The organism is Mycolicibacter hiberniae (genome assembly GCF_010729485.1).
In the GTDB taxonomy this organism is placed as follows: Bacteria; Actinomycetota; Actinomycetes; order Mycobacteriales; family Mycobacteriaceae; genus Mycobacterium; species Mycobacterium hiberniae.
Genome location: NZ_AP022609.1, coordinates 2500911 through 2525242 on the forward strand (window position 1 = coordinate 2500911; position 24332 = coordinate 2525242).

General features: G+C 66.1%; 22 protein-coding genes. 11 read left to right on the plus strand and 11 right to left on the minus strand.

What is annotated here, in order from left to right; genetic code table 11:
- Positions 1-109 precede the first annotated feature (109 nt).
- Both aroA and rsgA read left to right on the plus strand, forming a co-directional pair.
- On the plus strand, positions 110-1402 hold the full coding sequence (gene aroA / locus G6N14_RS11790) for a 3-phosphoshikimate 1-carboxyvinyltransferase (protein WP_109559658.1): 1293 nt from the start codon (positions 110-112) through the stop codon (positions 1400-1402).
- Positions 1399-2382 carry a ribosome small subunit-dependent GTPase A gene (rsgA, locus tag G6N14_RS11795; RefSeq protein WP_085133972.1) on the plus strand — a complete coding sequence of 328 codons (984 nt, stop codon included), beginning with the start codon at positions 1399-1401 and terminating at the stop codon, positions 2380-2382. The genes aroA and rsgA overlap by 4 nt, the downstream gene beginning before the upstream one ends.
- A gap of 25 nt (positions 2383-2407) precedes the next feature.
- Here rsgA and G6N14_RS11800 read toward each other — a convergent pair whose 3' ends face one another.
- From G6N14_RS11800 to G6N14_RS11810, 3 genes are all read right to left on the minus strand, one after another.
- Positions 2408-3667 carry a fatty acid desaturase family protein gene (locus tag G6N14_RS11800; protein WP_085133973.1) on the minus strand — a complete coding sequence of 420 codons (1260 nt, stop codon included), beginning with the start codon at positions 3665-3667 and terminating at the stop codon, positions 2408-2410.
- Between the two features lie 82 nt (positions 3668-3749).
- A complete protein-coding gene (locus G6N14_RS11805) occupies positions 3750-4895 on the minus strand; it encodes a ferredoxin reductase (protein ID WP_085133974.1) in 1146 nt (381 codons plus the stop codon).
- Positions 4896-4959: 64 nt separating this feature from the next.
- The gene (locus tag G6N14_RS11810) at positions 4960-5469 is read right to left on the minus strand and encodes a DUF6912 family protein (RefSeq protein WP_085133975.1); all 510 of its coding nucleotides are present in this window, start codon (positions 5467-5469) and stop codon (positions 4960-4962) included.
- A 128-nt stretch (positions 5470-5597) separates the two neighbouring features.
- Between G6N14_RS11810 and G6N14_RS11815 the strand changes: the two genes are divergently transcribed.
- Complete coding sequence (locus G6N14_RS11815) at positions 5598-6275, plus strand: TetR/AcrR family transcriptional regulator (protein WP_163787143.1); 678 nt, start codon at positions 5598-5600, stop codon at positions 6273-6275.
- Between the two features lie 61 nt (positions 6276-6336).
- Here G6N14_RS11815 and dmpG read toward each other — a convergent pair whose 3' ends face one another.
- The 5 genes from dmpG to G6N14_RS11840 all read right to left on the minus strand — a co-directional run bounded on the left by dmpG (position 6337) and on the right by G6N14_RS11840 (position 11683).
- A complete protein-coding gene (gene dmpG, locus G6N14_RS11820) occupies positions 6337-7365 on the minus strand; it encodes a 4-hydroxy-2-oxovalerate aldolase (protein WP_163787145.1) in 1029 nt (342 codons plus the stop codon).
- Positions 7366-7370: 5 nt separating this feature from the next.
- A complete protein-coding gene (locus tag G6N14_RS11825) occupies positions 7371-8300 on the minus strand; it encodes an acetaldehyde dehydrogenase (acetylating) (RefSeq protein WP_163787148.1) in 930 nt (309 codons plus the stop codon).
- 121 nt (positions 8301-8421) lie between these two features.
- Positions 8422-9267: a mycofactocin-coupled SDR family oxidoreductase gene (locus G6N14_RS11830; RefSeq protein ID WP_085134224.1), complete on the minus strand. Its 846-nt coding sequence runs from the start codon at positions 9265-9267 to the stop codon at positions 8422-8424.
- Entirely contained in the window at positions 9264-10061 is a 798-nt protein-coding gene (locus tag G6N14_RS11835) for a mycofactocin-coupled SDR family oxidoreductase (RefSeq protein WP_085134225.1), read from the minus strand. The genes G6N14_RS11830 and G6N14_RS11835 overlap by 4 nt, the downstream gene beginning before the upstream one ends.
- Entirely contained in the window at positions 10061-11683 is a 1623-nt protein-coding gene (locus G6N14_RS11840; RefSeq protein WP_085134226.1) for a flavin-containing monooxygenase, read from the minus strand. The genes G6N14_RS11835 and G6N14_RS11840 overlap by 1 nt, the downstream gene beginning before the upstream one ends.
- Before the next feature lie 121 nt (positions 11684-11804).
- Here G6N14_RS11840 and G6N14_RS11845 point away from each other — a divergent pair, with 121 nt between their 5' ends.
- From G6N14_RS11845 to G6N14_RS11865, 5 genes are all read left to right on the plus strand, one after another.
- On the plus strand, positions 11805-12866 hold the full coding sequence (locus G6N14_RS11845; RefSeq protein WP_085134227.1) for a ferredoxin--NADP reductase: 1062 nt from the start codon (positions 11805-11807) through the stop codon (positions 12864-12866).
- Between the two features lie 75 nt (positions 12867-12941).
- Positions 12942-14123, plus strand: a complete 1182-nt coding sequence (locus tag G6N14_RS11850) for an acyl-CoA dehydrogenase family protein (protein ID WP_085134360.1) — start codon at positions 12942-12944, stop codon at positions 14121-14123.
- A 10-nt stretch (positions 14124-14133) separates the two neighbouring features.
- Positions 14134-15042 carry a biphenyl-2,3-diol 1,2-dioxygenase gene (gene bphC / locus G6N14_RS11855; RefSeq protein ID WP_085134228.1) on the plus strand — a complete coding sequence of 303 codons (909 nt, stop codon included), beginning with the start codon at positions 14134-14136 and terminating at the stop codon, positions 15040-15042.
- Between the two features lie 575 nt (positions 15043-15617).
- The gene (locus G6N14_RS11860; RefSeq protein ID WP_085134229.1) at positions 15618-16499 is read left to right on the plus strand and encodes an IclR family transcriptional regulator; all 882 of its coding nucleotides are present in this window, start codon (positions 15618-15620) and stop codon (positions 16497-16499) included.
- On the plus strand, positions 16496-17443 hold the full coding sequence (locus G6N14_RS11865; protein WP_085134230.1) for a LipP1 family hormone-sensitive lipase: 948 nt from the start codon (positions 16496-16498) through the stop codon (positions 17441-17443). The genes G6N14_RS11860 and G6N14_RS11865 overlap by 4 nt, the downstream gene beginning before the upstream one ends.
- On the opposite strand, the gene G6N14_RS11870 is transcribed toward G6N14_RS11865, so the two are convergent.
- Positions 17436-18671, minus strand: a complete 1236-nt coding sequence (locus G6N14_RS11870; protein WP_085134231.1) for an NADH:flavin oxidoreductase — start codon at positions 18669-18671, stop codon at positions 17436-17438. The two genes, G6N14_RS11865 and G6N14_RS11870, sit on opposite strands and share 8 nt — an antisense overlap.
- A 101-nt stretch (positions 18672-18772) precedes the next feature.
- Between G6N14_RS11870 and G6N14_RS11875 the strand changes: the two genes are divergently transcribed.
- Both G6N14_RS11875 and G6N14_RS11880 read left to right on the plus strand, forming a co-directional pair.
- Positions 18773-19138 (plus strand): hypothetical protein, encoded by a 366-nt coding sequence (locus G6N14_RS11875; protein ID WP_085134232.1) that lies wholly within the window; start codon positions 18773-18775, stop codon positions 19136-19138.
- Positions 19131-19757 (plus strand): Dabb family protein, encoded by a 627-nt coding sequence (locus G6N14_RS11880; RefSeq protein ID WP_085134233.1) that lies wholly within the window; start codon positions 19131-19133, stop codon positions 19755-19757. The genes G6N14_RS11875 and G6N14_RS11880 overlap by 8 nt, the downstream gene beginning before the upstream one ends.
- A 5-nt stretch (positions 19758-19762) precedes the next feature.
- Here G6N14_RS11880 and G6N14_RS11885 read toward each other — a convergent pair whose 3' ends face one another.
- Positions 19763-20650 (minus strand): SDR family NAD(P)-dependent oxidoreductase, encoded by an 888-nt coding sequence (locus G6N14_RS11885; RefSeq protein WP_085134234.1) that lies wholly within the window; start codon positions 20648-20650, stop codon positions 19763-19765.
- Positions 20647-22569, minus strand: coding sequence for a flavin-containing monooxygenase (locus G6N14_RS11890; protein WP_085134235.1), 1923 nt, complete (start codon positions 22567-22569; stop codon positions 20647-20649). Before G6N14_RS11890 ends, G6N14_RS11885 begins: the two co-directional genes overlap by 4 nt.
- A 118-nt stretch (positions 22570-22687) precedes the next feature.
- Here G6N14_RS11890 and G6N14_RS11895 point away from each other — a divergent pair, with 118 nt between their 5' ends.
- A complete protein-coding gene (locus tag G6N14_RS11895; protein ID WP_085134236.1) occupies positions 22688-24271 on the plus strand; it encodes an acyl-CoA synthetase in 1584 nt (527 codons plus the stop codon).
- The last annotated feature ends 61 nt before the right edge of the window (positions 24272-24332 follow it).

Consider the following 24332-nt stretch of genomic DNA (forward strand, 5'->3'; position numbering starts at 1 on the left):
GCTGGTGGCGCAACGCGGACAGCACATGGCACGCCGGCAACCCCCGCCGGCGGCGGCCCGACCGCGCGCCGATATCAGCGACCCGGTCCGACGCTGGCAGGATGAGACCGTGATGAATTGGCCGGCGCCTACGCCTACCGCTGCTATCGACGCGACGGTGACCGTGCCCGGTTCGAAGTCGCAGACCAATCGGGCGTTGGTCCTGGCCGCACTGGCGGCCGATCGCGGCAGCGGTGTCTCCACCCTGTCCGGCGCCCTGCGCAGCCGCGACACCGACCTGATGCTCGACGCACTGCGGGCGCTGGGCCTGCGCGTCGAGGCCGTGGCGCACCACGTGACGGTCAGCGGCAAGATCGACCCCGAGCCGGACATCCGGTTGAACTGCGGTTTGGCAGGTACCGTGCTGCGGTTCGTGCCTCCGCTGGCCGCCCTGGGCACGGTCACCGTCACGTTCGACGGGGACGAGCAGGCCCGGGCCCGCCCGATTGCACCACTGTTGGATGCGATGCGCAGCCTGGGCATCGCGGTCGACGGCGACGGGTTGCCGTTCGGGGTCCACGGCACCGGGTCGGTGGCCGGTGGCACGGTGGCGATCGACGCCTCGGCGTCCTCGCAGTTCGTCTCCGGCCTGCTGCTGGCTGCGGCGGCGTTCGACGACGGGCTGACCGTGGTGCACACCGGGGCGAGCCTGCCGTCCGCGCCGCACATCGCGATGACGGTGGCGATGCTGCGCCAGGCCGGTATCGACGTGGACGACGCCACCGCGAACCGCTGGCGGGTCGAGCCGGCGACGGCGGCAGCCCGCAACTGGGACATCGAGCCGGACCTGTCCAACGCCACCCCGTTCCTGGCTGCCGCCGTGGTCACCGGAGGACGGGTGCGTATCGCCGGCTGGCCCGCCGTCGGCGTCCAGCCCAGCGCGGCCATCATCGAGATCATCGGCGCCACCGGCGCTCGGGTGAGCCACACCGACGCGCACCTTGAGGTGCAGGGCCCAGACGGTTACGGCGGCTTCGACGTGGATCTGCGGGCCGTCGGCGAGCTCACCCCGACGGTGGCTGCGCTGGCAGCCTTGGCCGATCCCGGGTCGGTGTCGCGGCTGAGCGGCATCGCGCATCTGCGCGGCCACGAGACCGACCGCCTCGCGGCGCTGACAACCGAGATCAACCGGTTGGGCGGCCAGGCCGTCGAGACCGACGACGGCCTGGTGATCACCGCCACCGAGCTGCACGGCGGGACGTGGCACTCCTACGCCGACCATCGGATGGCCACCGCCGGTGCGATTCTGGGGCTAAGGGTGCCCGGCGTGGAGGTCGAAGACATCGAGACCACCGCCAAGACCCTGCCGGCGTTTCCCCGAATGTGGGCCGAGATGCTCGCCGATGCGGGAGCCGGGGCTTGAAGCCGGAGGACTACGACGAGTCCGACGTCAAAGTCCGCTCCGGCCGCGGATCGCGGCCGCGCACCAAAATCCGCCCGGGGCACGCCGACGCCCGTTCGGCGATGGTCGTCAGTGTGGACCGCGGCCGCTGGGGCTGCGTTTTGGACGGGGATCCGGCCGACCGGCAAGTCACCGCGATGCGGGCCCGCGAGCTGGGCCGTACCCCGATCGTGGTCGGCGACCGCGTCGACGTGGTGGGCGACCTGTCCGGGCAGCCGGACACGCTGGCCCGGATCGTGCGACGCAGACCCCGGCGAACGGTCTTGCGGCGCACCGCCGATGACACCGACCCCACTGAGCGGGTGGTGGTCGCCAACGCCGATCAGCTGCTCATGGTGGTGGCGCTGGCCGACCCGCCGCCACGGACCGGTCTGGTCGAACGGGCCCTGATCGCCGCCTACGCCGGAGGCCTGGCGCCGATTCTGTGCCTCACCAAGACCGACCTGGCCGATCCGGAACCGTTCGCCGGTCAATTCGCCGACCTGGACCTCACGATCGTGACCGCGGGCCGCGACGACCCGCTCGACGCCGTCGCTCCCCTACTGGAGTCGAAAGTGACCGTGCTGTTGGGCCACTCCGGTGTCGGCAAATCCACGCTGGTGAATCGCCTTGTCCCAGATGCTGACCGGGCCGTGGGGCGGGTCACCGACATCGGCCGGGGCCGGCATACGTCCACTCAGTCGGTAGCCCTGCGGCTGGCGGACTCCGGCTGGGTGATCGACACCCCGGGGATTCGCTCGTTCGGCCTGGCCCATATTGCGCCCGACGACGTGTTGCTGGCGTTCTCCGACCTGGCCGAGGCCATCGCCGATTGTCCGCGCGGCTGCGGCCATCTGGGTCCGCCCGCCGATCCCGAATGCGCGCTGGACAACCTGACGGGGGCGGCGCAGCGCCGGGTCGCGGCGGCCCGCCGGTTGCTCACAGTGTTGCGCGAGGGCTGACCGGTCGCTTTTGGCTTCCGCCGGATCAGGCGGCCAACTCGGCCTGCCGGCCGCTGCGCCAGCCCCGCACCGCATTGATAGCCGACTTTAGACCGCGACGGCGCCCGGTCATCGGATCCACCCGCGAGAATCCCGGCCCGAGTTCGGCGAACATCTTCTCGCTGCGCGTTTCCGGCGCATCATCGGAGGTGTCGTGCAGGAAGCGGTCCGGCAGAGACAGTTTGGCGATGGTGCGCCAGGTTTTGCCGTACTGCACCAGGAACGGCCCGGAGGTGTAGGGCAGGTCGTAGCGCTCGCACACTGCTCGCACCCGCTCGGCGATCTCGGGGTAGCGGTTGCTCGGCAGATCGGGGAACAGGTGATGCTCGATCTGGTGCGACAGGCTGCCGCTGAAGAACCGCATCGCCGGCCCGGCGTCGATGTTGGCACTTCCCAGCAGTTGCCGGAGGTACCACTGCCCCTGCGACTCACCGGCCATGTCGGTTTTGGTGAATTTCTCTGCGCCGTCGGGGAAATGGCCGCAGAAGATGATGGCGTTGGCCCACACGTTACGAATCACGTTGGCGATCGCGTTGGCCTTCACCGTGGAGGCGAACGATGCGCGGGGCGACAAGGAGGTCAGGGCCGGAAACGCGATGTAGTCCTTGAACACCTGCCGGCCGGCCTTGCCGCCGAACTCCCGCAGCCGCACCAATATCGCCTGGCGGTTGTTGCGACCCTTGAAGATCTTGCCGATCTCCAAGTGCTGCAACGCGATACCCCACTCGAACCCGATCGCCAACATGGCGTTGTAGAACAGGTTGAATATGTTGAAGCGCTTCCAGGGATTGTCGCGAGTGACCCTTAGCAGGCCGTAGCCCACGTCGTCGTCCATCCCGAGGATGTTGGTGTACTTGTGGTGGGCGAAGTTGTGGGTGAAGCGCCAGTGCTTGGAGTAGCCGGCCATATCCCATTCCCAACCGGTGGAATGGATCTCCGGATCGTTCATCCAGTCCCACTGGCCGTGCATGACGTTGTGGCCGATCTCCATGTTCTCGACAACCTTGGCCACGGCCAGGGTCGCCGTACCGGTCCAGCGCGCCCAGCGCCGATCCCCGGCCGCCAGTAGCACCCGACCGGTCACCTCAAGCAGTCGCTGAGCCGCGATGGTGCGGTGGATGTAGCGCGCGTCGCGCTCGCCCCGGCTGGCCTCGACGTCTCGGCGAATGGCGTCCAGTTCCGCAGCGAGGTTCGCCACATCGGCGTCACTGAGGTGCGCAAACACCTCGACGTCGGTTACCGCCATCTAACTTCCTCCAGGAAACACTCTACCGTTTTTACCTACGCTATCGTAACCTACGTCAACGTAGGTTACCAGCGGGTAACCGTCAGGCGTCCAGTTGGCAATCGCCGGCCGCGGCGCTCACACAGGTCTGCACCCGGGTGCCGGCCTCGTGGTCGACACCGGTGCGTAGATCCCGCACCTGCCCGGACACCAGCGTCACCACGCATGATTGGCAGATGCCCATCCGGCATCCGAACGGCATCAGCACTCCGGCGCCCTCGCCGGCCTCGAGCAGAGTGGTTGCCGCATCCGCCGCGACGCTCTTCCCGCTGGCAGCGAAGGTGACGGTGCCACCGCCCTCGACCGCCCCGGTACGCGCCACCGAGAACCGCTCGACATGCAGGCGCTCGGCGATCCCCTCGGTCGACCAGAGACGCTCGGCGTCGCCCAGCATCGCCGCCGGCCCGCACGCCCAGGTCTGACGCTCCCGCCAGTCGGGCACCGCACTGTCGAGGGCTTCCGGGCCACGCAGCTGCAGCCGGCCCTGGTCGCGCGTGCTGCGCAGCAGCAGCCGGTAACCGGGATTGTCCTGCGCCAGGCGGTCCAGCTCATCGGCGAACAGCGCGTCTGCCGCGGTCGGGGCCGAGTGCAGGTGAACGACGTTGCCCAGGTCGCCCCGCCGGGCCAGAGAGCGCAACATCGCCATGACCGGGGTGATCCCCGATCCCGCGGTGAGGAACAAAACCGAGGCCGGCGCCGGATCGGGCAACACGAACTCCCCCTGCGGGGCGGCCAGTCGCACGATGGTCCCGGCCGCAACGCCGTCCACCAGGTGACTGGACAAAAAACCCTCCGGCATCGCCTTGACGGTGATCGCGATGGTGCGGGCGCCGCTCACCGGCGCCGACGTGAGCGAGTAGGAACGCCAGCGCCACCGCCCGTCCACCAGCAGGCCGATACCGATGTATTGACCGGGCCGATAGTCGAACTGGAAGCCCCAGCCGGGCTTGATGACCAGCGTCGCCGAATCCGCGGTCTCCCGCCGGACCTCCACCACGCGCCCGCGCAGTTCGCGGGCCGACCACAACGGGTTAGCCAGCCGCAGATAGTCATCCGGCAGCAACGGCGTGGTGATCTGCGTGGCGAGGCGACGTAATGCGTTCCACGCCGGATGCCGCTCGGCCCCCGCGGCCGTCGCCCGTTTGGTGTCGCCGAGCCGCGCGACGATGGCCGATTGCTTTTTGCTCACGACGATGTCCCTGTTCGCTACCGGATGGATGAACCTACGGTACCGTAACCTAGCTCAGGCGGCATCAGAGCAGGTCAAGCAGGAACGGCAGCTCCTGGGTGGCGTACCAGGCCAGGTCGTGGTCCTGGGCGTCGCCGATTGTCAGCTCGGCGTCCTCGTCTCCGAGATCGGCGTCGTCGATCACCGCCAGCGCCGCGCGTACAGCCGGCTCGGCAGCGGCGTTGTCCACATACGCCGCGACCACGTCGGTGAATGCCACCGGACCCGCCAGCCGGACCACGGCGGCGTCCAGGTCGGGGCGGACCGTGACGCCCTCGACTTCGGCGACCAGCACCGCCCGGCGAACCGGCAGCTTCTCGGCAGCCGGATCGGTCGCGGCAGCACCGAGCAGCCGCAGGGACGCCAGCGCCGCCTCGGCGAGCGCGACCTCGGCCAGCTCGTCCTCATCGCCGTGGGCGTAGGCCTCCCGCAGCGCCGGGGTCACCGCGAACGCCGTCCCGCTGACCGGACGCAGTGAGCCGTCGGCGACCAGCTGGGCCAGCATGGCCAGCGTCGCCGGGATGTAAACCCGCATGAGCCAGACCTTAGCCCGCCGGCGCGGCAGACGATTGTTCGCCGTGGTTCAGCGGCCACCTTCCGCCGACGCGCGTCGACCTCGGCTTCACCCCGGCAAGGCAGCAACGGCCGGCGAAAATTGTTCCGGTGAACGAGAATTCGTCAACGGTCCGATTCGCCGGAGTCATAGCCTTTCCGCGCGGTCGCGACGACGATCACCAGAATCCAGGAGCACAGTCCGTGAATGACCCAGTGATCGGATCCAGGCCATCAGAGCAGCGAGGCCGGATCGCAAGGGCCGCCCTTCAACAGGCAGCCAACGGCTACGAGTCGGTGCACATCAGATCCGTCGCCAAATCAGCCGGCGTATCCCCCACCGCTGTGTACCAACACTTCTGTTCGAAAGATGACCTGCTGGTCGACTGCCTGAACACCTGGCTGAGCAATTTCAAAGCCTCGGCGCCACTGGCTCCGCTGCGCCCAGCCCATCCCTACCGTCGGCTGATCATCGTTGTCGCCTCCCTCACCGAACAGATGTCGTTGACGCCGCGATTTGCCGAAGCCGTGGCACGCGCCTACCTACACGCCGCCGGTTCGGCCGCCCGCAGAGCCACGGCCGTGCGGGAAGGCCTGGTGGAGATCCTTGCCGACGCGTTGAACCACCAAGATCCCGCCAGCCACGAACACGTCCGCCAAGTCGCTGCACTTGTCGCCGATGTGTGGCTCACAAACCTCCTGGCGATCGCACAAAATCGGACGACACCAGACGAACTACGGCGTCATCTCGAAAGAGCCATCGCGGCCATCTACAACAACGACGCGTAGCAGCAGACAGCAGATTCCTGGTCCAGTTCGCAGCGGATGGCACCGTGTGGTCATGCCGCGATTATTTCGCGGCCCGCTCCCGCTGGATCTCCAGGGCGATGTCGATCAGCTGGTCCTCCTGGCCACCGATCAGCTTGCGCTGCCCGGCCCGGTGCAGCAACTCATGCGCCGGCACGCCGTAACGCTCACCTTGACGCACCGCGTGCTTGAGGAAGCTGGAGTACACCCCGGAGTAGCCCATGATCAGTGCGTTGCGGTCCAGCACGCACTCGGCCGGCATCGCCGGGCGCACCACTTCCTCTGCGGCATCAGCGATGTCAAAGAAATCGATTCCGGTCTTGATCCCGACCTTGTCGAACACCCCGATCAACGCCTCCACCGGGGCGTTACCCGCGCCCGCACCGAAGCGGCGCACCGAGCCGTCGATCTGCTTGGCGCCGGCACGCACCGCCTCCAGCGAGTTGGCAACGCCCAGCCCCAGGTTCTCGTGGCCATGGAAACCCACCTGGGCGTCATCACCGAGCTCGGCCACCAACGCGGCCACCCGATCGCGAACACCCTCCATCACCAGCGCACCGGCCGAATCCACCACGTACACGCACTGGCAGCCGGCATCAGCCATGATGCGGGCCTGGGCGGCCAGCTTCTCCGGGGAGACGGTGTGAGCCATCATCAAAAACCCGACGGTCTCCAGACCCAGCTCCCGCGCCAGGCCGAAATGCTGAATGGAGACATCGGCCTCGGTGCAGTGGGTAGCGATCCGGCAGATCTGCCCGCCGTTGCCCTGCGCCTGCTTCATGTCTTCCTTGGTGGCCACGCCGGGCAGCATCAGGAAGGCGATCTTGGCGTCCTTGGCGGTCTGCGCCGCGAGCTTGATCAGCTCCTGGTCGGGCGTCTTGGAGAACCCGTAATTGAAGCTCGATCCGCCCAGGCCGTCACCGTGGGTCACCTCGATGACCGGCACCCCGGCGGCGTCGATCGCCGCCACGATCGCCGCGACCTCCGCAGGCGTGAACTGGTGACGCTTGTGGTGCGAACCGTCGCGCAGCGAGGTGTCGGTGATCCGCACATCAAAAATGTGATCAGACATAGCGATTACGCTCCTCCAGCCTTTGCTGCCGCCATCTCACGGGCGATCTCTTCGCCGACCTTGGTCGCAGCGGCGGTCATGATGTCCAAGTTGCCCGCATACGGCGGCAGATAATCGCCGGCGCCCTCGACCTCCACGAACGTGGTCACCACCGCACGCCCCCCGGAGTTCAGCGACGGCTCATCGAACTGCGGCTCGTTGAGCAACCGGTAACCGGGCACATAGGTCTGCACCTGAGCCACCACATCCTTGATCGACGCGGTGATCGCGTCGCGGTCGGCGTCCTCGGGGATCTGGCAGAAGATCGTGTCGCGCATGATCATCGGCGGGTCGGCCGGGTTCAAGATGATGATCGCCTTGCCGCGCTGCGCACCACCGATGGTCTCCACCCCACGCGAGGTGGTCTTGGTGAACTCATCGATGTTGGCCCGGGTCCCCGGCCCAGCCGACACGCTCGCGACACTGGCCACGATCTCCGCATAGGGCACGGTGCCGCCCTGCTCTTTGACCGCACGCGTGACGGCATACACGATCGGAATGGTGGCCTGACCACCGCAGGTGATCATGTTGACGTTCGGCGCATCGACATGCTCATGCAGATTCGCCGGCGGGATCACCGCCGGACCCACCGCCGCCGGCGTCAAGTCGATGGCCCGGATACCGGCGGCCTCATACTTGGGCGCATACGCCTTATGCACGTAAGCACTGGTGGCCTCGAACACGAAGTCCGGCTTCTCATCGAGGGCCAACAGCCAGTCCGCCCCCTGCGCCGAGGTCTCCAGGCCGAGCTTGCGCGCCCGCGCCAAACCCTCAGACTCGGGGTCGATGCCGATCATCCAACGCGGCTCCAGCCACTGCGAACGCAGCAACTTGTACAACAGGTCGGTACTGATATTGCCCGACCCGACGATCGCAACTGAGGCCTTAGCAGCCATGAAAGCTCCTCTATTCGAATCTATTCGAAAACCAGCCGGACCGAACCCAGCCCGGAAAACTCGCTGCACTGTTCGCCGATCCGCGGCGGTCGGGGTGTCATCGTCTACTCACCGGACGTCTTCATCGCCCCTGTCGCTGGGTGGCGCCGGCGTCCACCGGAAGGGCGACTGCCGTGATGTAGCGGGCCTCGTCAGACACCAGGAACAGGGATGCATTGGCCACGTCCACCGACTGCACCCACGGCACGTCGAGCATGTTCATCGCCTTGGTGGCGTCGGCGAACTCACTTCGCGTTGGCGGCTGTTGCAGGTCGGGGCGGAAGGCGCACCGCACCGAGTCGTTCTGAATGAGCGGAGTGTCGACATTCGTCGGATGGACCGTGTTGACCCGAACGCGGTGCGGGGCCAGTTCATTGGCAAGGCTGCGCATCAGCCCGACCACTCCGTGTTTGGCAGCGCTGTAATGGGCGACCCCCGCCAATCCGCGCAGGCCTGCGATGGAGCTCACCAGAACCATTGCACCGCCCCCGCGGGCGATCAGGTGAGGTGCGCTCACCTGACAGGTGTGGAATACCCCGGTGAGATTGACGTCCAGCATCGTGCGCCAGGTCTCTTCGGACAGTTCGACCGCAGGACCCCGGGAAGTGATTCCCGCTGTGGCGCAAACGATATCGAGTCCGTCGTGTTGACTAACCGCCTGGTCGACGGCTGCACACAGCGCCTCTTTGTCGCGTACATCGGCAACCGCCGATGTCATCCGGCCACCAACAACGCCCACCTGGCGGGTGGTCTCCGCAAGATCGTCGAGAGTGGCGTGCGGTACCCGGACCGTGTCGACCGGACCACACAGATCGACACCGATGATCTCAGCGCCCTCCTGGGCAAAGCGCACCGCCTGCGCACGCCCGATTCCCCGCGCCGCGCCGGTGATCAGCGCGACTTTTCCGGCCAGCCGAGGAACGGTCATGTCTTCTGGGTCAATCCGGCGTCGACTACCAGTTGGGCTCCGGTGATGTAGCGGGCGTCGTCGGAAGCCAGGAACACCGAGGCGTTGGCGACGTCATACGGCTGCACCCACGGCACACCCAGGAGATTGCGCGCTGCGAGAACTTTGATCGCGTCCGCTTCGGTCGGACTGTCGAGATCAGGGCAGAGTCCTCGGTAGGTCGCTTCGTTGCGGACCATCGCAGTGGCCACCGCTCCGGGGTGCACGGTGTTCACCCGGATCCCGCGCGGCCCCAGTTCGTTGGCGAGTGTGCGGGCCAGACCCACCGCGGCATGCTTGCTGGCAGTGTAGTGCGCCGTATCGCCAGGGCCACGAATTCCACTGGTGGAATTGATGATCACGACCGAGGCGCCCGGCCGCAGGTGTGGCGCAGCAGCCTTGACGGTATGCCACACACCGGTGAGGTTGATGTCGAGCGCGTCCTGCCAGACCTCGCCGGGCAGTTCCCACACCGGGGCGCCGGGAGCGTGGACTCCGGCATTGGCGATCACGATGTCCAGGGCGCCCAGCGCTGTCACGCCGGCACCGACGGCGGCCGACAGCGAACAAAGATCCCGGACATCGGCGATGGCGGTGAAGCATCTGCGGTCCTTGTCGGCCAGTACCGTCGCCATGATCGACAGATCGTCTACCGCGCTGGATCGGTCAATGGCGATGATGTCTGCACCGGCCTCAGCCAGCTGCTCGCAGTGCGCACGCCCCGTACCGCGCGCGGCGCCGGTGACCACGGCGACTTTGCCGGCGAGGTTGGGCATCAGGATGCCTTGATCAGGGTGAATCCCTTGTACCCTGCGTCGGCGACCTCGGCGCAGATATCGAGGTAGGTGGCGAAGCCGCCGATGAAGAGCATGAACACGCGGGGCTTTCCGGGCACGTTGGCCCCCACATACCAAGAGTTCGCCTTGGGGAAAAGGGTGGCATCGGCCAGACGATTGCATTCCGCGACCCAGGCGTCGACGGCACCGGGAATGGCCTCGATAGCCGCGTAGCCATGTTGGTCCAGATAGGCGATGGCCGCGGAGATCCACTGGATGTGCGCCTCGGCGTGCAGCACCATATTGGCCAGCACTGCCGGTGCGCCGGGACCGGATACCAAGAACAGATTGGGAAATCCGTCGACACCGAGCCCGAGGTAGGTGCGAGGGCCATGTGACCAATCATCGGCCAGCTTCTGACCGCCCCGACCGACGATATCGATCTTGGCCAGTGTGCCGGTCATGGCGTCGAAACCGGTCGCCAGGACGATGGCGTCGAGTTCGTAGTGCATCTCGGACGTCGCGATGCCCGATTCGTCGATCGCCTCGATCGGGGTCTTGCGAACACTGACCAATGTGACGTTGGGGCGATTGAACGTTTGGAAATAGTTGGTGTCGGTGCAGATTCGCTTCGTGCCGATCGGATGGTCTTTGGGGATCAGCAGGTCGGCGACTTCGGGGTCGTCGATCACGGCGCGAATCTTGCCTTCGTAGAACTTTCGGGCCTCCTCGTTGGCCTCGATGTCGATCATCTGGTCAGCGAAGGTCTTGGAGAACAACACCCCGCCCAGCTGCCAGCGTTCCTCGAAGGCCGCACGGCGCTCTTCGGGCGTGGCCTGCATGGTCAGCTTCGGATGTGGCACATGCGGCGACCCACCGCCACTGCGCCAGGACATCTGGCGCCGTTCGTCGTACGTGGCCTTGGCGTGAGCGATCTCCTCGGCGGTCAACGGGCGGTTGCCCGCGGGCACGCTGTAGTTCGGGCTGCGCTGGAAGACGACCAGCTGTGCGGCCTGCTCGGCGATGATCGGAATCGATTGCACACCCGAAGAACCGGTCCCGATGACGCCGACCCGCTTTCCGGTGAAGTCCACGTCTTCGTGCGGCCAGTGCGCGGTGTGATAGATCTCACCGCCGAAGGTCTGCAGTCCCGGGATGTCCGGAGTCAACGGTGAGGACAGCGGCCCGGTGGCCATCACCACGAAGCGCGCGACGACGGTTTCTCCGGTGTCGGTCGCGATCGTCCATCGCATCGTGTCCTCGTCGAGAGCAGCCGATACCACCCTGGCGTTGAAGGTGATCCCCTGCCGCAGATCCAGCTTGTCGGCTACCCAGTTGATGTAGTCGAGGATCTCGGACTGGGTGGCGTACTTCTCTGTCCAGGTCCACTCCTGCTGCAACTCATCGGAGAACGAATAGCAGTAGTCCAGGCTCTCGACATCGCAGCGCGCTCCCGGATACCGATTGAAGTACCAGGTTCCTCCGACCTCGGGTGCCGCTTCGAAGACGCGCACCGACAGCCCCTGTTGCCGGAACTTGTGCAGGGCATACAGGCCACCGAACCCGGCACCCACCACGATGACGTCGACATTGCTCTCGGTCGCGCTGTTCACGGCGGCCACCGTAGGCAGTCACCGAGCGTTCCGGCGCCGACACTTCCCGGTCAACGGGCATCGGGAAATTTCTCCCGGCCACCGGTGAGGGCATCCGGCGGAAGTCGCGCGCTTCCTCACAATGTCGGCCATGACCGATGCAGAATCTGCCGAACGAGCCGGGGGCGGCACCCGCGCCGTAGCACTGACCGTCACAGCCGTCATCGAGGAAAGCCACGACGCGAAGTCGGTGGTGCTGGCGATTCCCGACGAGCACCGGGCCCGATTCGACTACCGGCCGGGACAGTTCCTGACGATGCGCGTACCAAGCGACCTGACCGGGTCGGCCGCCCGCTGCTACTCGCTGGCAAGTTCTCCGCACACCGATGATGTGCACAAGGTCACCGTCAAGCGGACGAACGGCGGCTATGTGTCGAACTGGCTGTGCGACAACGTTTCCGTTGGCGACACGATCGATGCCCTGCCGCCGTCAGGACAGTTCACACCCGCGGACCTGGACGCGGACTTTCTGTTGTGGGCAGCAGGCAGCGGGGTCACCCCGGTGATGTCGATTCTCAAGTCCGCGCTGGCTGCAGGCACCGGACGGGTGGTGCTGTGCTACGCCAACCGTGACGAGCGTTCGGTCATCTTCGCCGCCGAGTTGCGAGACCTGGCTGCGCGGTACGCCGGTCGGCTCACCGTTCTGCACTGGCTCGAGTCGATCCAGGGTCTGCCTACTCGCGCCCAGTTGGGCGGCTTCGCCCGGATGTTCACCACCTACCAGTCCTTCGTATGCGGCCCCGAGCCGTTTATGGCGGCGGTGAAAGAGGCGTTGGGCGAGGCCGGCGTGCCACGCGGCAACATCCACCTCGAAGTGTTCCAGTCGCTCACCGGTGATCCCTTTGCCGAATTCTCGATCGAGGACATCGCCGGCGACGCGGAGGCGGCCGACACGGAGGTCAGCATCGACGGGCAGACCCATCACCTCTGCTGGCCCAAGTCCCGCAACCTGGTTGACGTGATGCTCAGCCAGGGGATTGACGTGCCGTTCTCCTGCCGGGAGGGCAACTGCGGCTCGTGTGCGGCAACGGTGCTCGACGGGCAGGTCGATTTGGGCAATGCCGCGATCCTCGAACCAGAAGACATCGCCGAGGGGTTGTTCCTGGCCTGCCAGGCACGCCCGCTGTCGAGCAGGCTAAGAGTCGAGTTTTGATGTCGACGGTGAATGTCGTCCGCTCACCGGGACGAGGTCGGCAACCGCGGACTCGCCGCGTCCACCATCGTTGCCATGACTAAACGGGTGATCGACCGCGTCGCGGAGCTGGCCGACCAGCTGCGCGGGCAAGCCGAAGAAGCCGAGAAGATCGGCAAGCTGACCGACAACACAGTCAAGTCGATGAAGGAGATCGGCAGCATTCGGCTGTTGCAGTCGAAGAAGCACGGCGGGCTACAGGTGCACCCACGTGAGTTCGCCGAAACGGTGATGGCGACCGCCGCGCTGGATCCGTCCGCGGGGTGGATCAACGGTGTGGTCGGCGTTCACCCCTACCAGCTCGCCTACGCCGATCCTCGCGTCGGCGACGAGATCTGGGCCGACGACGTCGACACCTGGGTGGCTTCGCCCTACGCTCCACAAGGCGTCGCCAAGCCGGTTGACGGTGGTTACCTCTTCAACGGCCGTTGGCAGTTCAGTTCCGGCACCGACCACTGTGACTGGATCATTCTGGGCGCCATGATCGGTGATACCGAGGGCAAGCCGTTGATGCCCCCGCAGATGCTGCACATGATCCTGCCGCGCAAGGACTACCAGATCGTCGAGGATTCCTGGGACGTCGTCGGATTGCGAGGCACCGGCTCCAAGGACGTCATCGTCTCCGATGCCTTCGTGCCGACCTACCGCACGATGAACGCATTGGAAGTAATGGACGGCACCGCCCAACGCGAGGCCGGGATGACCGAGACGCTGTATCTGATGCCGTGGTCGACGATGTTCCCGCTCGGCATCTCTTCGGCGACCATCGGCATCGCCGAGGGTGCGTTGGCCGCTGCGTTGGACTACCAGCGCTCGCGGGTCAACTCCAGCGGTGTGGCGATCAAAGACGACCCCTACGTGATGTTCGCGATCGGCGAAGCCGCCGCCGACATCAACGCCGCTCGCCAGGAACTCCTGGCCAACGCCGACCGGATCTATGACATGGTCGACGCCGGCAAGGAAGTCTCGTTCGAGGATCGAGCGGCCGGGCGCCGCACACAGATTCGCGCGGTATGGCGTGCCGTCTCCGCGGTCGACGAACTGTTCGCCCGGTGTGGCGGCAACGCGACGCGGATGGACAAGCCACTGCAGCGCTACTGGCGTGACGTTCACGTCGGTCAGGTGCATGCCATCCACGCCCCGGGAACGGTCTATCACGCCTCGGCGCTGAGTTCGCTCGGCGTGGACCCGCAGGGCCCCCTGCGGGCGATGATCTAGGGGTCGACCTGTGAGCCCGATCAAGAGCCTCGGTTACGTGACGGTAAAAGCCACCGACATCGAGAAGTGGCGCCACTTCGCCTTCGGCGTGCTGGGTTTCGCCCAAGGCAGCGGACCCGATCCGGATTCGCTGTACCTGCGGATGGACGAACGCGCCGCCCGGGTCGTGGTATCCCCGGGCGAAACCGACAAGATCGTGACCGTCGGCTGGGAAGTGCGTGACCATGCGGAACTGCAGACGCTCGCGCAGAGGCTCGAGTCCGCCGGCGTCCCGTACAAGCAACTGTCGCTGGCCGAAGCGGACGCCCGCCGTGTCGAAGCGGTCATCGCGTTCGAAGACCCGGCCGGCACTTCGCTGGAAGTCTTTCACGGACCGGTACTCGATCACAGCCCGATCATCACGCCGTTCGGCGCACGATTCGTGACGGGCGACCAGGGCCTCGGACATGTGGTGCTGCCCGCCCTCGATGTCGAGGGCTCGGCTCGGTTCTACACCGAGGTTTTGGGGTTCAAGTCACGCGGCGCCTTCCGGGTGCCCGTCCCGCCCGAGTTCGGACCGGTACGCGTGCGCTTCCTGGGTATCAACGAGCGTCATCACAGCCTGGCGCTGTGCCCCGCGGCGACGCTGCGCGACCCCGGTTTGATCCACCTCATGGTCGAAGTCGACAGCCTCGACAGCGTCGGCCAGGCGCTTGACCGCGTCGCCAAGGACGGCTTCCAACTGTCTTCCACGCTGGGTCGGCACACCAACGACAAGATGGTGTCGTTCTACGTCCGCGCACCTGGGGATTGGGACATCGAGTTCGGCACCGACGGCATGCGGGTCGACGACACCTACTACACCGCCGAAGAAATCACGGCAGACAGCTACTGGGGACACCAGTGGGTGGACGACCTGCCTGCGGCGATGCGCCCCTGATCCTGGCTAAACTCCCCGGCCGGCCATCGCGTGGCCAGCTGAGACTGCGAAGTCGACATCGCCGACATAGGCCGGGCGCGGCCAGCGCCGGATTCATAGTGATGAAGCCGCTGTATACACCGCCGCCCAAGCACCGCGCCCGGCGCGCGCTGGTGTCGGCTGCCGGGCTTGGCCTACAACGAGGCGATAGCGGCGCAGACTCTGGGCGCCGACCTGCCCACCTGGACGCCACCGACGCGGCCGCATTCATCGATCCGGAGCACTGGGGCGCCGACACGATCGTCGTCCTGGAATCACTGATGGGGGCAGCCGCTTCGAACGGCCGGCGGGGCTCGGCGCGGCTTACGCCTGACGAACAGCCGGGCCACGATGCCGAGTTACAAGTTTGCCAGTTCGCACCTAAGTCCAGCCCCGTCCCGTCAATCCGGATTGCTGACTGGGACCCCTGGCGTTGGGGGATCGCGGGTGCGCGGGCACACCATTCAGCCCGAAGTGTGACAGCAGCAACACCGATGTGGTAGGCATATGCCCATTAGTCATATGCCTATTAGGACTATCTCCGGGAGGATTCCTCGATGCCCGCGTCAGCCGCATTGCCCATGACCGCCGCCAAGGATGCGCCGAACGAAACCCCCAGCGCCGTCATCGACCGGGTATCCCTGGTCCTCGACGCGTTCGACGGGCCCGGCCGCCTGACTCTGGCGCAGATCGTGCGCCGGACCGGGCTTCCCCGATCGTCGGCGCATCGCATGCTCGAGCGCCTGGTTCAGCTGCGCTGGCTGCGCCGCAGCGGCCGGGACTACGAACTGGGCATGCGCCTGGTCGAACTGGGCTCCCTGGCGGTACACCAGGACCGCCTGCACAAGGCCGCGCTCCGCAAACTGCACGAACTGCACGCCGCGACCGGCCTGGTGGTTCACCTCGCCGTCCTCGACGGACCCGACGTGGTCTACATGGACAAGGTCGGCGATCGCATGGCGGCGGCAATTCCGACCCGTGTCGGCGGCCGCCAATTGGCGCACTGCACGGCGGTGGGGAAGGCGATGCTGGCGTTTGCCGACGAGCGTGACATCGACGCCTTGAACTCCGCGCCGCTCCCCCGTCGGACCAAGTATTCGATCTCCACGCACGCCCAACTCCGCAACGAACTGCTCAAAGTCCGCTCTCACGGCTTCGCGTTCGATCGGGAAGAGTCGCTGCCCGGCTTCGGCTGCGTCGCCGCCCCCATCGGCGACCCGGGCGAGGCGGTCGCCGCCATCTCGGTCTGCGGGCCGATGAACCGGATCAAGCTGGACCAGCGGTTGGTCGCTCCGGTGCGTATCGCCGCGATGGGCATCTGGCAGGCGGTCGACTGCGGGTCCGTTCGAGTGTCTCCCACCCTGCAGCAGATGCGACCGCTGCGCGGCGGTCCGACCGCGCGATCGGCGGCCGGCGCCGGGACCCTGCACCTCGCATGATCCTGGATTCGCAGATCGCACGGATCATCGAAGTGCTCAACGCGGGGTTCCCGCCGGTGCACACGATGACCGGCGCCGAGGCCCGAGCCGTCATCCGCTCGCGATTCACTCCGGTGGCCGATCCCCGACCGGTGGCGCAGGTAGGTGACCGAACCATCGCCGGACCGGAAGGTCCGATCGAGGTCCGGATCTACCGCCCGCGCGCCGCAGACACCGACGCGGTCCCGACTCTGGTGTGGGCTCATGGCGGCGGGTGGGTGTTCTGCGACTTGGACAGCCATGACGACCTGTGCCGTGACTTTGCGAACCAGATTCCTGCCGTGGTGGTTTCCGTGCACTACCGGCGTGCGCCCGAAGAAGGACGGTGGCCCGCCGCGGCCGAGGACGTGTATGCGGCCACCGTGTGGGCGGCAGAGCACATCATCGAACTCGGCGGCGACCCGAACAGGCTGCTGGTCGGCGGCGACAGCGCCGGGGGCAACCTCGCCGCCGTCACCGCTTTGATGGCACGCGACCGCGGCCAGCCGCTGCTGAACGGTCAAGTGCTGCTGTACCCGGTCATCGCTGCCGATTTCGACACGCCCTCCTACCGTCAGTTCGGCCGCGGCTACTACAACCCGAAGCCCGCATTGCAGTGGTACTGGGATCAGTACGTGCCCGCCGTCGCCGATCGGTCCCACCCCTATGCGTCCCCCCTGCAGTCCGCGGACCTGTCCGGACTGCCGCCGGCGGTGGTGGTGATAGCGGGCCATGACCCGCTACGCGACGAGGGAGGCGCTTACTCCGAGGCGCTGCGCGGCGCGGGTGTTCCCACGGTGGTGCGCTACTTCGAAGGCGGCGTGCACGGCTTCATGACCATGCCCAGCCTCGACATCTGCCACCGGGCCCGAACCCAGGCGTGCGCATCACTGATCGAGCTCCTGGGCCCGTCCGTCACTACGTAACCGGCGGGTCTTCGGACGGCACACTCATGGGCATGGCTTGGCCATAGCGCTGTTGTGGGTCCAGGACGCAGTGCGTGCGCGTGAAAACGGTCACCATGCACTTGTTGTTGTGGTCGCAGCGGCTGCGCACCTCGGGATCGCTGATCATCTTGTTGACCAGATCCGGTTCGCGCAGCAGTGCCCTGCCCATCGCCATGAAGTCGAAACCCTCACGCATGCCGGTCTCCAGATGGTCACGGTTGGTGATGCCACCGAGAAGAATCAGCTTGGTGTTACCCATGATCGGCACGAACTGACGTGCTGCGGGCAGCATGTAAAGGTCCTCATACGGATAGTTGCCCATCGCCCACTTACCCATCACACGTACGCCGGGGCGCAGCGCAGGTGGCATCACTCGGGCGAACTCGCGCACCGGCACATCACCGCGAAACAGGTACATCGGTTTGAAGACCGATGATCCCTGGGTCAATTCGATGGCATCCAATGTCCGATCGGCGTCCAAAAGCTGTGCTGTGCGCAGCGCCTCGTCGATCCAGATGCTGCCGGGCAACCCGTCGTCCATGTCCAACTTCGCGATGACGGCGATCCGCTCGCCGACGACCTCACGGACGCGACGCGCGATCTCCCGCACGAACCGCGACCGGTTGTCGATATCGCCCCCGTACTCGTCTTTGCGCCGGTTGATCAGGGGAGAAAGAAACGAGCTGGGCAGATACAGGTGGCCGAAATGCAGTTCGACGGCGTCGAAGCCTGCGTCGACTGCCACCTGCGCCGCCGCGCCGAACTGATCTATGACGGCCACGATCTCATCGCGCCGTATCTCCCGGCAATAGGCGAACGAGGTGGGATTGACAAAGCGGCTCGGCGCGATCGCGGTGACGCCGGTCAGCTTCTTCTGAGCGACCACACCGGCATGGCCGAGTTGAGCGGAGATGGCGGCGCCCGCCTCATGCACCGCGTCGGTGAGCTTCTTGAGGCCCGGCAGAGCCTTGGCGTCCATCACGATCTGCCCCGGCGCGCTGGCCCCCTGCTTGGACACGCAGCAGTAGGCGACCGTGGTCATGCCGACCCCACCTCTGGCAAAGCTCAGGTGGAAATCGATCAGATCGTCGGTGACCAACCCGTCGGGTGAACGGCCTTCGGATGTCGCGGCCTTGATGACGCGATTGCGCAGTCGGACCGGACCGAGCTGCGCCGGGGCGAACGGATTCGGGCTGAGATCCTTCATCGCCTAACCGTCCTCGCTGCCGACGGCGTCCGTCAACGCCTGTCTCCCGATGTCCGGGACTGCAGCCGGTCTCACGACTGGCCCGCCCCTAGCCTGGTCGCATGGCTGACGGTGAAGTCTTCGTCATCGACCGTGTGCTGACCAAACCGGGGCAAGCACGACGGTTCGTCGATCGCTACCTCGCCGAGTACGCGCCCGGAGCCACGCATCGCGGGATGACACTGCGAAGTGTGCTGGTCAGTCCGCCCATCTGGTTCGACGACGAGTCGAACACCGTCACGATCACGTGGGCGTTGCCCGGCCCACTGGCCTGGTGGCAGATGACCTGGCAGGGCCGCAATGATCCCCAGCTGGGTCAATGGTGGTCGGAAATCGGTGAATTGGTGGCCGAGCGCACCCGCTCGGTTGCGGCCGCGGCAACCGATGTCGACACGCTGTGTGCGCTCGAGGAAGAAGCCGATGTTTAACGTCACCAGACTCCTCGACGTCGAGCCGGGCGAACTCGACCGGGTGCGGGCCGACCTGCGAGCGTTGGCCGAACACAGCGGGGCCTTGCGTTGGGTCATCGGACCTACCGATCCCGGCTCGCGAAACGGTGGCGACATCGTGGTGCACCTGCGCTTCGCCGAAGAGCCGTTCTGGCGCAGTGTCGAGTCGCGGTTTGCCGCAGCGCTGGACGATGCCGCGATCACGCGAGTCAACGGCGCCACGTACCGGGGCGGCCCGACCAGAACGGGCCGGACCGGCACGGTCTATCGGACGCTCCTGCTGAAAGTACAGCCGGAGACACCATCGCAGACCGTGGCCCGATTCGAGGCGGAGCTGAAGTCGATGGCCGACTATGTCAGCACCATCTGCGCGTGGCAGCTGAGCACAGTGAGCGAGGCGACGGGCACCACTGCCTGGACGCATGTGTTCGAGCAGGAGTTCACCGATGTGGCCGGGCTGGTGGGTCCGTATCTGATGCACCCGATCCACTGGGCAGTGGTGGACCGCTGGTTCGATCCTGAGACCACCGACGTGATCGTGCGCGAGCGCGTCTGCCACAGCTTCTGCACGACAGATCGTGGCGTCCTACAGCCGTGACGGCATCACAGCCCGGCGGGCAGGATGTTCGGATTGGCGGTCTGCGGAGGTGCCAGGGGCGGAAGCACCGTTGCCCCATCGAGGCTGTGCACTGCCAGCTTCTGCGACCACGGGTAGTGCAGGCTGAAGGCCACCAATCCGGTGCGCGCCGCCGCCGGAAGGTGGCACATCGCCAAGACCGTCTCGGCCAGGTACTCCACCGGCTCGGTGGGAAACGAATCCGGTATCAAGGCGGCCGCACCGGGGGTGCGCACGGCGCTTGACGGTCCGACGGCGTTGACGGCGATGTTGGAGTCCAGCACTTCGGCCGCGACCCCCTGGGTGAATCGATGCAAAGCGGCCTTCATCGACGCGTAGACGACGTCACCGGCCGACTTGTTGTATTCGCGGTAGGGCCGGGCCGGGGCCAGCCCGGTGACAGAGCCGATGTTCACGATCCAACCCGCGCCCTGCCGGCGCATGTGCGGGATGGCCGCCTGGGTCAGCGCGAACGGCGTGCGCAGGTAGTGTTCGACGGTGCGGTCGAAGGTCGCCATCGACATGTTCTCGATCACGTCGTAGTCGGCATATCCGGCGTTGTTGACCAAGATGTCGATTCGACCGGTTCGCTCGACCACGTTGTCGACCAACCCGGCTCGCTGCTGTGGATCCTCCAAGTCCGCGGCAATGCCGAATGCCGTGCCGCCGGCCGCCTCGATGAGCGCGACGGTCTCGTCGATCGTGCCCGGCAACGCCTCGGTCTGACCCGCGCGTGTCGACGGCGACGTCTGATGGGAACGCGCGGTCACCGCGACCGTCGCCCCTTCCGCGGCCAGCCGCTGCGCGATCGCTCGTCCGATCCCGCGACTGCTGCCGGTCACCAATGCTGTTCTACCAGCGAGTAGTCGATTCATCGAAGGATGAGGTCTTCCTCGATCGGCGCACGGTGACTCTGCCACACGTCGATCAGCCGGAACGGGAACGCGGTGACGATCCGCCCACCGCCGGAGCGGTAGTAGGTGTGCGCGGTGGGTGTGTGGCACCAGACGGTGTCTGCCATCGCTTGGTCGATCTGTCCGACGTAGCTCTCGAAGGCCTCCGGCGTCACCTCGATGGTCGCGGCGCCGCGCAACGCCATGAGCTGCAGGCATTCCACCACGTAGTGGACCATCACCTCCACGCCGAAGTTGTGTCCGGCGCCATGACCCGGGCTGTAGTTGGGCGCCGACGAGATGAACAGGTTGGGGAATCCGGGCACCATGCCGCCCCGGTATGCGCTCGGGCTGTCGCCCCAGACCTCTTTGAGCCTGATGCCGTCGCGGCCCCGGATGTCCACTGTCGACAAGAAGTCCAGGTGGTAGCCGGTGGCGTAGACGATGACGTCCAAGTCTATCTGCCGACCGTCTTGAGTGACGATTCCGCGCTCGTTGACCCGAGCCGGCTCACTGGCCTCGACATCGACATGCGACTCGGTCAACGCTTGGTAGTAGCCACCGGGGTCGCGGATGATGCGTTTGCCGTACGGCGCAAAGTCGGGGGTGACCTTCTTCGCCAGCTCCGAGCCGGCGCCGAAGACCCGATCGATGTAATCGAGGCACATCTGCAGCAGCCGGTCGTTGGCCGGCGAGATCGACAGGTGATCTGCTGCCCACTCGGGGTCCCGCACGATAACCGGATAGTTGTTGTCAGCGGTTCCCCAGAACGACTTGAGGCGAGTCCAGTTGGCGTAGAACGGGATATTCGTGTTGAGCCACCTGCGGTATTCGGGCACGTCATCGGTCAGGCGCTTGCGGGGCGCCACCCAATGCGGCTGCCGCTGGAACACCGTCAGATGCTCAACGTCGCCGACGCAGGCATCGACGATCTGTACCGCGGTACAGCCGGCCCCGATGATCGCCACCTTCTTGCCGCGCAGGTCAAGGTTCGGGTCCCATTCGGCGGAATGGATGCTCACGCCGGCAAAGGAGTCTGCGCCGTCGATGTCGGGCAGTCGCGGACGGTTGAGGTAACCGGCCGCCGGGATCACCACGTTGGCATAACTGATATCCCGACCGCCGTCGGGACCGACGGTGTGCACCTGCCACTTCCTGAGCTGCTCGTCCCACCACAGCGCCTCGACCTCGGTGCTGAACCTGGTATGGCTGCGCAGATCGTTTTCTGTGGCAACCGACTCCAGATACTTCTGATACTCAGCGCCTTGCGGGTAGTAGCTCGACCACGCGCCATTGATGTCACGCGACAGCGAGTAGTAGGCCGACGGGGTGTCGACACCGATGCCCGGGTAAACGGTGGTGTACCAGGTGCCGCCCACCTCGTCGTTGCGGTCGATGATCTCGTATTCGATTCCGGCGGCGGCGCATTCCAGGGCAGCGGCCATGCCGGCGATTCCGGCGCCGACAATGACGACTTTGAACTCCCTCGGGAGCTCAGCGGTACGCGGCAACACCGGCTGCGACGGGTGAAACCCGCCCTGCTCCAACAACAGCCCCACATACTCGTCACCCACCGCGGAGCCCAGTGCCAGTGGCGCGATCCGGGCAAAAAGTCCGGGATCGTCGCTGGGCAGCGCGCTTGCAGGACGCGGACGGCCGAGCGCTTCGACCACCGACTCCACCAGCGCTTCGCGGGTCTGGGGGTCGGTGACACCCACCTGCTCCGGGGGGTCGGGCTCGAACGAGATCTTGTCGGCGAACCGTTCCACCACGGCGGGATCTCCGGTCAGTTGCGCCAGTACCGCAACCAGGACTCCGGCGTCGGCTTGGCCCAGATAATCCCGCAGTTCGCCGGGATTCGAACCCCCGTGGTCGGCTGATACGGTCGCGTCCGTCGTCATCGAACCTCCTTGCTCGAAGTCTGAGTATGTGTTCGCCCGCTGCTGTCCGCCCGCGTCCTGTCTACTCAGCGGGACGTGGCTTGGCGGGAGCCCGCCCGCCGGCCCTACAGTCCAGGTCATGAACGAGCTGGATGACATGCTCGCCGCGGCACGCAGTCACGCACTCGGTGACATCCCGCGCCGCTCGGCGCGCAAACAGCCGGACAAGATCGCGGTGATCGACGGCGATGTCTGCCTGACTTTCGCCGAGTTCGAGCGCCTGGTCGATCGCACCACGGCGGCGTTGCAGGACAACGGGTTGCGCTGCGGTGACCGCGTCGCGGTGCTGGCGCACAACTGCTGGCAGTATGCGGTGCTGGCGTTCGCCACCGCGCGGGCTGGTGTGGTGTTGATACCGATCAACTTCATGCTGACCGCCGAGGAGATCTCGTTCATCCTCGAGCACAGCCGCGCGGTCGGTCTGATCGCCGAAGCCGGCCTGGCGCCCACCGCCGCCACCGCGATGCGGCGCGGCGGCCACGTTCGAACTACGGCCGCGTTTGCCCTCCCCGGACAAATCCTGCCATCGGGCTGGGATGACTTCAGCCGATGGTTGCAGACCACGGCCACCGCGCCCCGACCGCACGTCGCCGACGATCAGCTCATTCGGCTGATGTACACCAGCGGTACGGAGTCGCACCCCAAAGGCGCGATGCATTCCACCCGAAGTCTGATGGGCAACTACATCAGTTCGATCATCGCCGGGTCGATGACGGGTACCGACATCGTGGTGCACTCACTGCCGCTGTATCACTGCGCGCAACTGGACAACTTCTTGATCCCCGCTGTCTACCTCGGTGCCACCAGCGTCATTCTGCCGCGACCGGAACCCGATCTGGTGCTCCGGTCGATCGAAACATACAGAGCTACCAGCTATTTTGCGCCGCCAACGGTGTGGATCTCGCTGCTGCGATCCCCGCTTCTCCAACAGGTGGACCTGTCCAGTCTGCGTAAGGGGTACTACGGCGCGTCGGCGATGCCTGCGGAAATCCTTGCCGAGATGCGCGAGCGGCTGCCCGAGCTGCGGTTGTGGAACTTCTACGGCCAGACCGAGATGGCCCCGTTGGCATCTGCTCTGGGACCCGAGGAGCAGGACACCCACGCCGGCTCTGCGGGCAGGCCGGCGATCAATGTGGAAACGGCGATCGTCGACGAGGACAACATCCCCGTCGGGCCCGGCGTCGTCGGCGAGATCGTCCATCGAAGCCCGCATCTGATGCTCGGCTACCTCGATGACGACGAGAAGACGGCGGATGCGTTCCGCGGCGGCTGGTTCCACTCCGGCGATCTCGGCTACTACGACGCGCACGGTCTGCTGCATGTCGTGGACCGCAAGAAGGACATGATCAAGACCGGCGGAGAGAATGTCGCCAGCCGCGAAGTCGAAGAGGTCATCTACCGTCATCCCGGCGTTCAGGAAGTTGCCGTATTCGGGCTGCCTCACCCGCGTTGGGTGGAAGCGGTGGTCGCCGCCGTGGTGGTCCGCGACGGAATCGTGATCACCGAAGACGAACTCCTCGGCCATTGCCGTGCGCATCTGGCCGGATTCAAAACACCCAAGCAGCTGTTCTTCGTCGACTCGTTGCCCAAGAATCCGAGTGGGAAGCTGCTCAAACGCGTGTTACGCGAGCGGTTCACCCTGACCCAGCCCGCGCCCAGCTGATTGATTCGCTTGCTCTTGCGGCCAATCCGCGCTGAGTTCATCGGGCATGAGCAGCCTGAGC

Excerpts from the sequence above, each read along its gene's own strand:
- G6N14_RS11885 (WP_085134234.1), bottom strand. The coding sequence starts at position 20,650 with ATGAATCGACTACTCGCTGGTAGAACAGCATTGGTGACCGGCAGCAGT.
- G6N14_RS11870 (WP_085134231.1), bottom strand. The coding sequence starts at position 18,671 with ATGAAGGATCTCAGCCCGAATCCGTTCGCCCCGGCGCAGCTCGGTCCG.
- G6N14_RS11845 (WP_085134227.1), top strand. The coding sequence starts at position 11,805 with ATGACCGATGCAGAATCTGCCGAACGAGCCGGGGGCGGCACCCGCGCC.
- G6N14_RS11865 (WP_085134230.1), top strand. The coding sequence starts at position 16,496 with ATGATCCTGGATTCGCAGATCGCACGGATCATCGAAGTGCTCAACGCG.
- G6N14_RS11895 (WP_085134236.1), top strand. The coding sequence starts at position 22,688 with ATGAACGAGCTGGATGACATGCTCGCCGCGGCACGCAGTCACGCACTC.
- G6N14_RS11875 (WP_085134232.1), top strand. The coding sequence starts at position 18,773 with ATGGCTGACGGTGAAGTCTTCGTCATCGACCGTGTGCTGACCAAACCG.
- G6N14_RS11800 (WP_085133973.1), bottom strand. The coding sequence starts at position 3,667 with ATGGCGGTAACCGACGTCGAGGTGTTTGCGCACCTCAGTGACGCCGAT.
- G6N14_RS11850 (WP_085134360.1), top strand. The coding sequence starts at position 12,942 with ATGACTAAACGGGTGATCGACCGCGTCGCGGAGCTGGCCGACCAGCTG.
- G6N14_RS11880 (WP_085134233.1), top strand. The coding sequence starts at position 19,131 with ATGTTTAACGTCACCAGACTCCTCGACGTCGAGCCGGGCGAACTCGAC.
- G6N14_RS11830 (WP_085134224.1), bottom strand. The coding sequence starts at position 9,267 with ATGACCGTTCCTCGGCTGGCCGGAAAAGTCGCGCTGATCACCGGCGCG.
- G6N14_RS11825 (WP_163787148.1), bottom strand. The coding sequence starts at position 8,300 with ATGGCTGCTAAGGCCTCAGTTGCGATCGTCGGGTCGGGCAATATCAGT.
- G6N14_RS11890 (WP_085134235.1), bottom strand. The coding sequence starts at position 22,569 with ATGACGACGGACGCGACCGTATCAGCCGACCACGGGGGTTCGAATCCC.
- G6N14_RS11835 (WP_085134225.1), bottom strand. The coding sequence starts at position 10,061 with ATGCCCAACCTCGCCGGCAAAGTCGCCGTGGTCACCGGCGCCGCGCGC.
- G6N14_RS11860 (WP_085134229.1), top strand. The coding sequence starts at position 15,618 with ATGCCCGCGTCAGCCGCATTGCCCATGACCGCCGCCAAGGATGCGCCG.
- dmpG (WP_163787145.1), bottom strand. The coding sequence starts at position 7,365 with ATGTCTGATCACATTTTTGATGTGCGGATCACCGACACCTCGCTGCGC.
- G6N14_RS11810 (WP_085133975.1), bottom strand. The coding sequence starts at position 5,469 with ATGCGGGTTTACATCCCGGCGACGCTGGCCATGCTGGCCCAGCTGGTC.